Below are 13,228 nucleotides of genomic sequence, written 5' to 3'. Positions count from 1 at the left end.
GTGCGCCTGCTCCGGGTCCGTCCGGACGACCGCATAGCCGACAGCCGTCGCACTCCAGGGAGCCCTTACATGGCCTCGTCGCCACCGACCCCTTCAGCCGACAGCCGGACCCGCGTGTCCGCACTCCGAGAGGCGCTCGCCACCCGTGTGGTGGTCGCCGACGGAGCGATGGGCACCATGCTCCAGGCACAGGAGCCCACACTCGACGACTTCGAGAACCTTGAGGGCTGCAACGAGATCCTCAACGTGACCCGCCCCGACATCGTCCGCTCCGTCCACGAGGCCTACTTCGCCGTGGGCGTGGACTGCGTCGAGACCAACACCTTCGGGGCCAACCACGCGGCGATGGCCGAGTACGACATCGCCGACCGCGTGTACGAACTGTCCGAGGCCGGCGCCCGCGTGGCCCGCGAGGTCGCCGACGGGTTCACCGCGGGCGACGGCCGGCAGCGCTGGGTCCTCGGCTCCATCGGCCCCGGCACCAAACTGCCCACGCTCGGCCACGCCGCCTACACCACCCTGCGCGACGCCTACCAGCGCAACGCCGAGGGCCTGGTCGCGGGCGGTGCCGACGCGCTGCTGGTGGAGACCACCCAGGACCTGCTGCAGACCAAGGCCGCCGTTCTCGGCGCTCGCCGGGGCCTTGCCGCCCTCGGCCTGGACCTGCCGGTCATCGTGTCCGTCACCGTCGAGACCACCGGCACCATGCTGCTCGGCTCCGAGATCGGCGCGGCCCTGACCGCGCTGGAACCGCTCGGCATCGACATTATCGGCCTGAACTGCGCCACCGGCCCGGCCGAGATGAGCGAACACCTGCGCTACCTCGCCCGCAATGCCCGCATCCCGCTGTCCTGCATGCCCAACGCGGGCCTGCCGGTCCTCGGCAAGGACGGCGCCGAGTACCCGCTGACCGCGCCGGAGCTGGCCGACGCCCAGGAGACCTTCGTCCGTGAATACGGCCTCTCGCTGGTCGGCGGCTGCTGCGGCACCACCCCCGAGCACCTGCGCCAGGTCGTCGAGCGCGTCCAGGGCGTCACCCCGCCCGAGCGCAGCCCGCGGCCCGAGCCGGGCGCGGCCTCCCTGTACCAGTCGGTGCCGTTCCGCCAGGACACCTCCTACCTGGCGATCGGGGAGCGGACGAACGCCAACGGCTCCAAGAAGTTCCGCGAGGCCATGCTGGAGGGCCGCTGGGACGACTGCGTCGAGATCGCACGCGAACAGATCCGCGAGGGCGCGCACATGCTCGACCTGTGCGTGGACTACGTCGGCCGTGACGGCGTCGCCGACATGGACGAACTCGCCGGCCGCTTCGCCACCGCGTCCACCCTGCCGATCGTGCTCGATTCCACCGAGGTGGACGTCATCCGGGCCGGCCTGGAGAAACTGGGCGGCCGTGCGGTCATCAACTCGGTGAACTACGAGGACGGCGACGGCCCGGAATCCCGGTTCGCGAAGGTCACCGAGCTGGCCCGGGAGCACGGCGCCGCGCTGATCGCGCTGACCATCGACGAGGAGGGCCAGGCCCGCACGCCGCAGAAGAAGGTCGAGATCGCCGAACGGCTGATCGACGACCTGACCGGGAACTGGGGCATCCGCGAGGACGACATCCTCATCGACACCCTGACCTTCACCATCTGCACCGGCCAGGAGGAGTCCCGCAAGGACGGCATCGCCACCATCGAGGCGATCCGCGAGCTCAAGCGCCGCCACCCCGCCGTGCAGACCACGCTCGGCCTGTCGAACATCTCCTTCGGGCTCAATCCGGCCGCCCGCATCCTGCTCAACTCGGTCTTCCTCGACGAGTGCGTGAAGGCCGGCCTGGACTCGGCCATCGTGCACGCCTCCAAGATCCTGCCGATCGCCCGTTTCGACGAGGAGCAGGTGCGCACGGCCCTCGACCTCATCTACGACCGCCGCGAGGAGGGCTACGACCCGCTGCAGAAGCTGATGGCGCTCTTCGAGGGCGCCACCGCGAAGTCGCTGAAGGCGGGCAAGGCCGAGGAACTGGCCGCCCTGCCGCTGGAGGAGCGCCTGAAGCGGCGCATCATCGACGGCGAACGCAACGGCCTGGACGCCGATCTCGACGAGGCCCTGCGGACCCGCAAGGCCCTCGACATCGTCAACGAAACCCTCCTCGACGGCATGAAGGTGGTCGGCGAGCTGTTCGGCTCCGGCCAGATGCAACTGCCGTTCGTCCTGCAGTCCGCCGAGGTGATGAAGGCGGCGGTGGCCCACCTGGAACCGCACATGGAGAAGGTGGCCGACGGCCAGGGAGAGGTGGGCAAGGGCACGATCGTGCTCGCCACCGTGCGCGGCGACGTGCACGACATCGGCAAGAACCTCGTCGACATCATCCTGTCCAACAACGGCTACAACGTCGTCAACCTCGGCATCAAGCAGCCGGTCTCGGCCATCCTGGAGGCGGCCGATGAGCACCGGGCGGACGTCATCGGCATGTCCGGGCTGCTGGTCAAGTCCACGGTGATCATGAAGGAGAACCTGGAGGAACTGAACCAGCGGGGCCTCGCGGCGACCTACCCCGTGATCCTCGGCGGCGCCGCCCTGACCCGGGCCTACGTCGAGCAGGACCTGCACGAGCTGTACGAGGGCGAGGTCCGCTACGCCCGCGACGCGTTCGAGGGCCTGCGCCTGATGGACGCGCTCGTCGGCGTGAAGCGGGGCCTGCCCGGGGCGAAGCTGCCGGAGCTGAGGCAGCGCCGGGTGCGTCCGGCGGCGGCCGTCGAGACCGAGGAACGGCCGGAGGAGGGCCACGTCCGCTCGGACGTCGCCACCGACAACCCCGTGCCCACGCCGCCGTTCTGGGACACCCGCGTCATCAAGGGCATCCAGCTCAAGGAGTACGCGAGCTGGCTGGACGAGGGCGCGCTGTTCAAGGGGCAGTGGGGGCTGAAGCAGGCCCGCACCGGCGACGGACCCAGCTACCAGGAACTCGTCGAGACCGAGGGCAGGCCGCGGCTGCGCGGGCTGCTGGACCGGCTCCAGACGGAGAACCTTCTCGAAGCCGCCGTCGTCTACGGGTACTTCCCCTGTGTGTCCAAGGACGACGACCTGATCATCCTGGACGACCGGGGCAACGAGCGCACACGGTTCACCTTTCCGCGTCAGCGCCGCGGCCGCCGGCTGTGCCTGGCCGACTTCTTCCGTCCGGAGGAGTCGGGCGAGACCGACGTGGTCGGCCTCCAGGTCGTCACCGTCGGCTCGCGGATCGGCGAGGAGACGGCGCGGCTCTTCGCATCCGACTCCTACCGGGAGTACCTCGAACTGCACGGCCTGTCCGTGCAGTTGGCGGAGGCGCTGGCCGAGTACTGGCACGCCAGGGTCCGTTCCGAGCTGGGCTTCGCCGGTGAGGACCCGGCGGACATGGAGGACATGTTCGCCCTGAAGTACCGGGGCGCCCGCTTCTCCCTCGGCTACGGCGCCTGCCCCGACCTGGAGGACCGGACCAAGATCGCCGAACTCCTCCGCCCGGAGCGCATCGGCGTCCGCCTCTCGGAGGAGTTCCAGCTCCACCCCGAACAGTCCACGGACGCCATCGTCATCCACCACCCAGAAGCCAAGTACTTCAACGCCCGCTAATCCCACCCCGTGGTTCCGGCAGGGCGTGGCTTCCTGCACGGGGTGGCTTTCCGGCGGGGGCGGCTTCCGGCACGGGGTGGCTTCCTGCAGGGGTGGCTTTCCGGTGCGGGTGGTTTCCCGCACGGGTGGCTTTCCGGCAGGGGGGTGGCGTGCTGTGTGAGGTGGCTTTCCGGCGGGGGGCGTGCTACGTGGGGTGGCCTTTCGGCGGGGGTGGCTTCCCACACGGGGTGGCTTTTCGGCGGGGGGCTTCCGGCGCGGGGTGGCTTTCCGGCGGGGGTGGCGTGCTGCGTGGGGCGGCTTCCTGCAGGGGTGGTTTTTCCGCGCGGTGGCTTCCCGCACGGGGCCATTTCCCGCACGGGGTGGCTTTCCCGCGGGGGCGCCTGAACCGGCCGGCCCCGGGGGGCCCTCGGAGACATCGCGTATTCGGCCTGGCCCCCGGGCCCCCTGGGGGCAACGTGCATTGGGCATGCCCCGGGCCTCGGAGACGCCCGCGCGTCCGGCTGGGCCCCAGGTCTCGGGGGCCGTGTGTGTGCTCCCGGGGCGCGGCCCTCGCGGGCGTCCGCGTGTGTGTCCGGTGGGTGTCGGGTCGGCGGGTGGGTTCTCGTCCGCGCGAGTCACGGCCGGGCGCTCGTCCGCGGGAGCGGCGCGCTGGGCCCACAGGGGTGCGCCCGGGGCGTCTCACTAGCCCCCCGCCACGCCTGCCCGCGCCCGGCCACCGCGCCGGCCCTCGGCCGCTGCGCCGTGCCCGCCCGCTGCGCTCGCGTCGGCCCGCTGTGCCTGCGTCCGCGCGTACCCGGACCCGTCCTGGGCCTCTCGGAGGCGTCCACGCGCGCCCGGCTCGGCCCCGGGCCGGGTTCTCGGGGGCGTCCCGTGTGTCCAGTTGGTGCCGGTGCGTGCTCGTCGGCAGGCGCGGAATCTCGTTTGCGCCTGTCACGGCCGGGCGCCGGTCCGAGGAGGTGGCGCGACGGGCCAGCGGGGCCCGCCCGAGCCTCTCTCCAGCCGCGGCGCCCATGCCCACCCGCCGTGCCACGCACCGCACCTGCGCCCGTCCGCCGCTGTCAGCAGCGGCTGTGCCCCCGCTGACTCGCGCACCTCCGCCTGGCCGCCGCGCCCGCTCACCGCGCTCACACCCGGGCTACCGTGCTCGCGCCCGGCCGCCCGCTGTGCCCGCGCCTGACCGCCGTGCCCGCGCCTGACCGCCGTGCTCGCAACCGGCCGCTGCACCCGGACCTACTCACCGTGTCCGTGCCCGCCCACCGTGCTCGCGCCCGCCCGCTGCGTCCACGCGGGCCCGCTGCGTCCACGCGGGCCCGCCGCGTCCACGCCCGTCCGCCGTGCTCACACCCGGGCTTCCGTGCTCACGCCCGGCCGCCCGCTGCGCCCGCCCCCGCCCGCCGTGCCCGCGCCTTGCCCACCGCGCCGACCGCCCGCCGTGCTCGCCCCCGCCCGCCGTGCTCGCGCCTTGCCCACCGCGCCGACCGCCCGCCGTGCTCGCCCCCGCCCGCCGTGCTCGCGCCGACCGCCCGCCGTGCTCGCCCCGCTCACCGTGCCCGCGCAGGCCGCCCGCTGCGCCGTGTCCGCTCACCGTGCCCGTGCTGACCGCCCGCTGTGCCTGCCCCCGCCCGCCGTGCCCGCGCAGGCCGCCCGCCGTGCTCGCACCCGCTCACCGTGCCCGCGCAGGCCGCGCCGTGCTCACAACCGGCCCTGCGCCCGCCCCCGCCTGCCGTGCCCGCCCCCGCCCGTCGTGCCCGTACCCGCTCACCGTGCTCGAGTCCGCTCACCATGCCCCGGACGCTTGCCTTACCGGGGGGCGGCCGTGGGCGGCGAGGCGGGGTTCGGGGGTTTTGGCTGGTCAGGAGGGGGCGTTCTGGGCGGGGCAGGGTTACCTGGGGTATCGGCTGGTCGCGGGTCGTGGTGCGCGGTTCGGCCGGTGGGGACGTACACTGGTCGGTCCACCGCAGGCCGGTTCCCCGCATGGGAACCGGCCTGATCGTCCCTCAAGGAGGTGCGCCAGGATGACCGCTACGGTCCCCGCGCTCGGAACCCGTTCGGCGGAAGGCTCGGCTCTGCAGGCCGTCCTCCTGGACATGGACGGCACTCTGGTGGACACCGAAGGCTTCTGGTGGGAGGTCGAGGTCGAGGTCTTCGCCACCCTCGGCCACACCCTCGACCAGTCCTGGCGCCACGTCGTCGTCGGCGGCCCGATGACCCGCAGCGCCGGCTTCCTGATCGAGGCCACCGGCGCCGACATCACCCTCGCCGAGCTGTCGGTGCTGCTCAACGAGGGGTTCGAGGACCGCATCGGCCGCACCCTGCCGCTGATGCCCGGCGCGATCCGGCTGCTCGCCGAGCTGTACGAGCAGGAGATCCCCACGGCCCTGGTCTCCGCCTCCCACCGCCGCATCATCGACCGCGTCATGGTCTCCCTCGGCCCCCAGCACTTCGGCCTGTCCATCGCGGGCGACGAGGTCTCCCGCACCAAGCCGCACCCCGACCCGTATCTGCTCGCCGCGGCCGGCCTCGGCGTGGACCCGGCCAGATGCGCGGTCGTCGAGGACACCGCGACCGGCGTCGCGGCGGCCGAGGCCGCCGGCTGCCGGGTGGTCGCCGTGCCGTCCGTCGCCCCCATCCCGCCGACCGCCCGGCGCACCGTCGTCGGCTCCCTCGAAGAGGTCGATCTGGCCTTTCTGCGCGGCCTGATGACGGATATGCGCTAGCCGCGCACCCGACGTGCCAAACCCACAGGGGCCGGAATCCGCCGCCGTACACCACGGCGAAGGCAAAGTCGGCCGACTGGCCGAATTCCGCTTACGCTCGGCCGGCTTGAGGATGTGAGGTTTGCCACTTTCCCGGGGGTCGACATCCATCGGGACCTATGCAAGCCATCCCCGCTCGGGCAACCTCCGCACGACCATGTGTCCCGATTGATGGAACGCTGCACTAATCCTGCTGCTGTCGGGTTTTCGGTGCGTCCACGCCCGGTTTCACTGCGTGATGGGGGCTCAACTCCCGTGGCCGTGAAGCGGCGTGCGGGCGCGGACTAATCTCGTCGCGAGAACATCGCCCTTACCCCCGTGATCGGCCGCAACACCCCTGCATGCCGGGTACACGGACTCGAACAGCCCTGGAGAAATTCGAGCATGAACCGCAAGACTTTGGTGCTGCCGGCCATGGCGGGCCTGCTCGCGCCGGTGCTCGCCGCATGCGGTGGTTCCGACAGCGGGAGTGATGGCGGCGGCGCGATCGTCGTCGGCACCACCGACCGGTTCACCGCCACCAAGGACGCCCCGGCCCCCCTCGACCCCGCCTACGCGTACGACGTCGGCTCCTGGAACGTGCTGCGCCAGACCGTCCAGACCCTGATGACGCAGCCCAAGGGTGACGGTGACCCGGTGCCCGAGGCCGCCGAGAGCTGCGGCTTCACCGACAGCGGCAACGAGCGGTACGCCTGCAAGCTGCGCGATGGGCTGAAGTTCGCCAACGGCGACGACGTCACCGCCGAGGACGTCAAGTACTCGATGGAGCGGGCGCTGCGCATCAAGGCGGACAGCGGTGTGTTCGCCCTGCTCTCCACCATCGACACCATCGAGACCCAGGGCGACCGTGAGGTGATCTTCCACCTCAAGACCGCGGACGCCACCTTCCCGTTCAAGCTGTCCACCCCGGTCGCGGGCATCGTTAACGCCAAGGACTACGCCAAGGACAAGCTGCGCGACGGCTTCGCAGTGGACGGCTCCGGCCCCTACTCGATGAAGGCCGACGTCAAGGACAACGAGATCGTCTCGGCCACCTTCACCAAGAACCCCCACTACAAGGGGAGTCTGAAGGTGAACAACGGCAAGGTCGAGATGCGCTCCTTCGGCGACGCGGACGCGATGGGCGCCGCCCTCGACAAGGGCGACATCGACGTCATGACCCGCGCCATGACGCCGGCGCAGATCCGCAAGCTCGACGCCGGCAGCGACGAGCACGTCAGCCTCGTCGAGATGGCCGGTCTGGAGATCCGCTACCTCGGCTTCAACACCAACGCGCCGACCGTGAAGGAAAAGGCCGTCCGCCAGGCGATGGCCAAGGTCATCAACCGCGCCGAACTGGTCTCCAAGGTGTACGGCTCCCAGGCCGAGCCGCTGTACTCGCTGGTCCCGGCCGGCATCACCGGGCACTCCAACTCGTTCTTCAACAAGTACGGCGAGCCCGACGTCAACCAGGCCAAGTCGCTGCTCGACAAGGCCGGCGTCACCGCGCCCGTGAAGCTCACCCTGCACTACACGACCGACCACTACGGCGCCGCCACCAAGCAGGAGTTCGAGGTCCTGCAGAAGCAGCTCAACGACAGCGGTCTGTTCGACGTCAGCGTCAAGGGCTGGCCCTGGTCCACCTACCAGACCGACGAGCGCAAGGGCAAGTACGACGTCTACGGCATGGGGTGGTTCCCCGACTTCCCCGACCCCGACAGCTACCTGGCGCCGTTCCTCGACAAGGACAACTTCCTCGCCTCCCCGTACGCCAACCCCGAGATCATCAACACCCTGATCCCGGAGTCCCGCCGCGAGGCCGACCGGCTCGGCGCCGCCAAGACCCTCACCCGCATCCAGGACATCGTCGCCGATGACGTCCCCCTCCTGCCGCTGTGGCAGGGCAAGCAGTACGTCGCCGCGCGGGACGACATCACGGGCGCCGCGTACGCCATCAACTCGTCCTCCTCGCTCCAACTGTGGGAGCTGGGCCGCGGCGTGAGCGGCTGACACACACCCCGCCGGACCCCGAACCCGCGAGAGCCCCGGGGGCGCACCTTCCACGGAAGAGGCGCCCCCGGGGCTCTCGTAGCTCTCCGACGGCCGGCGGACCTCCCGGCGGACCCCCAGGGGCGTGCCGGTACGCCCCACGTCACGCCCGGACCGTCACTGCGCGCCGGGGCGCACCAACCCGCTCTCGTACGCGTACACCGCCGCCTGCACCCGGTCCCGCAGGCCCAGCTTCGTCAGCACATGCCCGACGTGTGTCTTCACCGTGGTCTCGCTGACGAACAGGTCCGCCGCGATCTCGGCGTTCGACAGGCCGCGCGCCACCAGCTTCAACACCTCAACCTCACGCTCGGTGAGCGTGTGCAGCGTGTCCGGCACCGGCTCCTCACCGGACGGCAGATGCGTCGCGTACTTGTCCAGCAGCCGACGGGTGATGCTCGGCGCCAGCATCGCCTCACCGTCGGCCACCACCCGGATCGCCTGGACGAGTTCGTTGGCGGGCGCGTCCTTCAACAGGAAGCCGCTCGCCCCGGCCCGCAGCGCCTCCACCACGTACTCGTCGAGATCGAACGTGGTCAGCACCAGCACCTTCGCCGGGCCGTCACGTCCCGGACCGGAGATCTGCCGGGTCGCCTCCACCCCGTCCATCCGCGGCATGCGGATGTCCATCAGCACCACATCCGGCTGAAGGGCACGCACCTGATCGAGGGCCTGGAGGCCGTCTCCGGCCTCGCCCACGACCGCGATGTCCTGCTCCGCCTCCAGGATCATCCGGAACCCGGTGCGCAGCAGCGGCTGGTCGTCGACCAGTAGGACGCGGATGGCCATAAGTCTCCTTCGCTAGCCCGGCCCCATTCTGCCCTGCGGGACGCCCGGGGACTCGGCCCCCCTCACCGGCAGCGGATAGGGCGGGGGAGTGCCGCCGAACTCCGGGCAGTGCGCCTGGTGGTCGCACCAGCCGCACAGCCGGGTCGGCCGCGGACGCCAGTCACCCGTCTCGGTGGCCTGCCGGATCGCCTCCCACAGCGCCAGCAGCTTGCGCTCGACCCGTTCGAGATCGGCGAGCACGGGGTCGTACGTCAGCACATCGCCGCTGCCCAGGTAGACGAGCTGGAGCCGGCGCGGCACCACCCGCTTCAGCCGCCACACGACCAGCGCGTAGAACTTCATCTGGAACAGCGCACCCTCCGCGTACTCCGGTCTCGGCGCCTTGCCCGTCTTGTAGTCGACGATCCGCACCTCGCCGGTGGGGGCCACATCGACCCGGTCGATGATCCCGCGCAGCCGCAGCCCCGACTCCAACTCGGCCTCGACGAACATCTCCCGCTCGGCCGGTTCCAGCCGGCTCGGATCCTCCAGCGTGAACCAGCGCTCCACCAACTGCTCCGCCTCGCCGAGCCAGCGCGCGAGCCGTTCGCCCTGCGGGTCGTCCGCGAACAACTCCACGACCTCGGGCCTCGTCTCCCGCAGCCGGTCCCACTGGCCGGGGATCAGCGACTTGGCGCGGGGCGCGGTCCGCTCCGCCGCGGGCGCGTCGAAGAGCCGCTCCAGCACCGCGTGCACCAGGGTGCCCCGGGTCGCCGCCTCACTGGGCTTCTCCGGGAGCCGGTCGATCACCCGGAACCGGTACAGCAGCGGGCACTGCATGAAGTCGCCGACCCGGGACGGCGACAGCGAGACGGGCGGCGCGGCGACGGCCCCGGCGGTCACGGCCGCACCCGCCCCAGCCGCACCCGCCTCGGTCGAGCCGGGCGGACGGCCCGAACCGCCGTCCGCCGCCCCCTGCGCCGCCACCCCCGCGACCGCTGGATCCCCCTCCCCGCTGTCGCCGTGACCGGCCTCCGTGGCACCCTCGATGCTGCTGTCCATGAGCACAGACCATACGTGCCGCCACTGACAGTGACCCGGCCGCGCCGCCCGCCCGCCGTCCGCGGGGCGAACACGGGGGGTGCCGGGGCGGAACGCACGACGACGGCCGCATACCATCGACCACAGACCCTTCCGCCGCCAGGCGCGGAAGACGCTTCGAACGAGGGGACACCGTGGACGTGAGCGGCGGGAGCGGGCAGCCGCGGTCCGGCAACGACGAGCCGGCCGAGCGCCCCGCAGGTCCGACGGCCCCGAGCAACGGCACCGACGACGGCAACGGCAACGGCACCGACGACAGCGCCGCGGCCGGCGAGCCCACCCGCACCACCGAACCCACCGCACGGACCGAGCCCGCGTCCGACGCGGACACCGCGGCCGAGCCCCCCTCCGAACGCGCATCGGAACCCGGACCCGACCCCGCCACCACGACCGGACACGGCCCGTCGCACGACCCGGCCGCGGACGACGTACCCGCCGAGCACCCCGCCCCCGCGGCCCCGGCCCCGCGATCCGAGCACGCCCCGGCCCCCGGCTCCACCGACGCAACCGACCGTCGCACGCCGACCGGGCGGCCCGCCGGCCCGCACCCGGCACCCGTCGGACGGCCGGACGACGACGGCGAGCCGCGCGCCCACGCCGACTCCGGCAAGGCGCTCGGACAGCCGCCCGAGCGCCCCAAGGGGCCCGGCGGCGGGCTGCTCATGGGACGGCCCTTCGGGGTGCCCGTGTACGTCGCGCCCAGCTGGTTCCTCGTCGCCGCACTGATCACCTGGGTGTTCGGCGGCCAGCTCGACCGGGTGCTGCCGGAGCTGGGCGCCGCCCGCTACCTGGTGTCCCTCTTCTTCGCGGTCGCCTTCTACGCCTCCGTCCTCGTCCACGAACTCGCCCACACCGTCGCCGCCATCCGCTTCAAACTCCCGGTCCGTCGCATCCAGCTCCAGTTCTTCGGCGGCGTCTCCGAGATCGAGAAGGAGGCCGAAACCCCCGGACGCGAGTTCGTCCTCGCCTTCGTCGGACCGCTGCTCTCACTCGTCCTCGCCGGCCTGTTCTACCTGGCCATGCAGCCCGTCGAGCCCGGCACCGTACCCGGCGTCCTGCTGGCCGGCCTGATGATCTCCAACCTCATCGTTGCCGCGTTCAACCTCCTGCCCGGCCTTCCCCTCGACGGCGGCCGGATGCTCCGCGCCGTCGTCTGGAAGATCACCGGCAGGCCCATGAGCGGCACCGTGGCCGCCGCCTGGGTCGGCCGCGCCCTCGCCATCTCCGTCCTGATCGGCCTCCCGCTGCTCAACCAGTCCGGCGCCCTCGGCTCCGACGCCCAGGACATCAGCGGCATGGACACCGTCACCGACGCCCTGCTCGCCGCCATCCTCGCCGCGATCATCTGGACCGGCGCCGGCAACAGCCTGCGGATGGCCAGGCTGCGCGAGCACCTACCGGAGCTGCGGGCCCGCACCCTGACCCGTCGCGCGGTCCCGGTGGAGACCGACACCCCGCTGTCCGAGGCACTGCGCCGCGCCAACGCCGCAGGCGCCCGCGCCCTCGTCGTCGTCGACGCCGACGGCCACCCGCTCTCCCTGGTCCGCGAGGCCGCCATCGTCGGCGTACCCGAGCACCGCCGCCCCTGGGTGGCCGTCAGCGGTCTCGCCCAGGAACTCACCGACGGCATGCGCGTCTCCGCCGAACTGGCGGGCGAGGACCTCCTCGACGTCCTGCGGGCCACCCCGGCGACCGAGTACCTGGTGGTGGAGAAGACCGGCGAGATCTACGGAGTCCTGTCGGCAGCGGACGTGGAACGAGCCTTCGTCAAGGCAATGGCCCGACCCACCTGAAACGCCCCCAGGGGCGCGGGGAACTGCGCGCTCGGCCACAACGCACCCGCCCCCGCACCCACCTCACCAAGCGGCAGCGCCATCGTCGGCAAACCCAGCTGAGCCCCACTTCACCGGTCAAGCCCCCGGCAGGGAACCGGTAGGCTGGTCACATGTCCGAACCGACCGGTGCCGCCCGCAGGCGCGGGCCCTTCAAGGTCGGGGACCAGGTACAGCTGACCGACCCCAAGGGCCGCCACTACACGTTCACGCTCGAAGCCGGGAAGAACTTCCACACCCACAAGGGTTCCTTCCCGCACGACGAACTGATCGGCGCTCCCGAGGGCAGCGTTGTCCGCACCACCGGAAACGTCGCCTACCTCGCGCTGCGCCCCCTGCTCCCCGATTACGTCCTGTCCATGCCCCGCGGGGCCGCCGTCGTCTACCCGAAGGACGCGGGCCAGATCCTCGCCTTCGCCGACATCTTCCCCGGCGCCCGCGTCGTGGAGGCGGGCGTCGGCTCCGGCTCGCTCAGCAGCTTCCTGCTACGGGCCATCGGCGACCAGGGCATGCTCCACTCCTACGAGCGCCGCGAGGACTTCGCCGACATCGCCCGGCAGAACGTGGAGCGCTACTTCGGCGGACCGCACCCGGCCTGGCAGCTCACCGTCGGAGACCTCCAGGACAACCTCTCCGACACCGACATCGACCGTGTCATCCTCGACATGCTCGCCCCCTGGGAATGCCTGGAAGCCGTCTCCAAGGCGCTCGTGCCCGGCGGCATCCTGTGCTGCTACGTGGCCACCACGACGCAGCTCGCCCGGACCGTCGAGTCCATCCGAGAGATCGGCTGCTTCAACGAACCGACCTCCTGGGAGACGATGATCCGCAACTGGCACATCGAGGGACTGGCCGTCCGCCCCGACCACCGGATGATCGGCCACACCGGCTTCCTGCTCACCGCCCGGCGCCTCGCCGACGGCGTCGAGCCGCCCATGCGCCGCCGCCGCCCCGCCAAGGGCGCCTACGGCGAGGACTACGCGGGCCCCAACCCCGACGGCGGCACCGGCCGCTGATCCCCGCACGACCCCTAGACACCAACGCGGCGGCGGGGGGGGGGGGGGGGGGCGGGCCCCCCCCCCCCCCCCCCCCCCCCCCCCCCCCCCGCCCCCCCCCCCCCCCCCCCCCCCCCCCCCCCCCCCACGT

Annotated in this window: 7 protein-coding genes; 5 read left to right on the top strand and 2 right to left on the bottom strand. The window is 72.1% G+C overall.

Going from position 1 to position 13,228, the window contains the following annotated elements; translation table 11 throughout:
• The first annotated feature begins 69 nt into the window (after window positions 1-69).
• From metH to ACFYTE_RS09815, 3 genes are all read left to right on the top strand, one after another.
• On the top strand, window positions 70-3,597 hold the full coding sequence (gene metH / locus ACFYTE_RS09825; protein ID WP_388707255.1) for a methionine synthase: 3,528 nt from the start codon (window positions 70-72) through the stop codon (window positions 3,595-3,597).
• A gap of 2,015 nt (window positions 3,598-5,612) precedes the next feature.
• Window positions 5,613-6,314, top strand: a complete 702-nt coding sequence (locus ACFYTE_RS09820; RefSeq protein WP_388707252.1) for an HAD family hydrolase — start codon at window positions 5,613-5,615, stop codon at window positions 6,312-6,314.
• A 423-nt stretch (window positions 6,315-6,737) separates the two neighbouring features.
• On the top strand, window positions 6,738-8,342 hold the full coding sequence (locus ACFYTE_RS09815) for an ABC transporter substrate-binding protein (protein WP_388707251.1): 1,605 nt from the start codon (window positions 6,738-6,740) through the stop codon (window positions 8,340-8,342).
• Between the two features lie 156 nt (window positions 8,343-8,498).
• Here the strand turns inward: ACFYTE_RS09815 and ACFYTE_RS09810 are convergent, their stop codons facing one another.
• Window positions 8,499-9,170, bottom strand: coding sequence for a response regulator transcription factor (locus ACFYTE_RS09810; RefSeq protein ID WP_351729983.1), 672 nt, complete (start codon window positions 9,168-9,170; stop codon window positions 8,499-8,501).
• A 12-nt stretch (window positions 9,171-9,182) separates the two neighbouring features.
• Window positions 9,183-10,211, bottom strand: coding sequence for a RecB family exonuclease (locus ACFYTE_RS09805; RefSeq protein ID WP_388707249.1), 1,029 nt, complete (start codon window positions 10,209-10,211; stop codon window positions 9,183-9,185).
• A 173-nt stretch (window positions 10,212-10,384) separates the two neighbouring features.
• Here ACFYTE_RS09805 and ACFYTE_RS09800 point away from each other — a divergent pair, with 173 nt between their 5' ends.
• Both ACFYTE_RS09800 and ACFYTE_RS09795 read left to right on the top strand, forming a co-directional pair.
• Window positions 10,385-12,043 (top strand): site-2 protease family protein, encoded by a 1,659-nt coding sequence (locus ACFYTE_RS09800; RefSeq protein WP_388707247.1) that lies wholly within the window; start codon window positions 10,385-10,387, stop codon window positions 12,041-12,043.
• A 152-nt stretch (window positions 12,044-12,195) separates the two neighbouring features.
• The gene (locus ACFYTE_RS09795) at window positions 12,196-13,098 is read left to right on the top strand and encodes a tRNA (adenine-N1)-methyltransferase (protein WP_351729992.1); all 903 of its coding nucleotides are present in this window, start codon (window positions 12,196-12,198) and stop codon (window positions 13,096-13,098) included.
• Window positions 13,099-13,228 lie beyond the last annotated feature (130 nt).

Origin of the sequence: Streptomyces sp. NPDC004629, assembly GCF_042873595.1 — a bacterium.
Lineage (GTDB): Bacteria > Actinomycetota > Actinomycetes > Streptomycetales > Streptomycetaceae > Streptomyces.
This window is presented reverse-complemented; position numbering and strand designations above follow the sequence as displayed.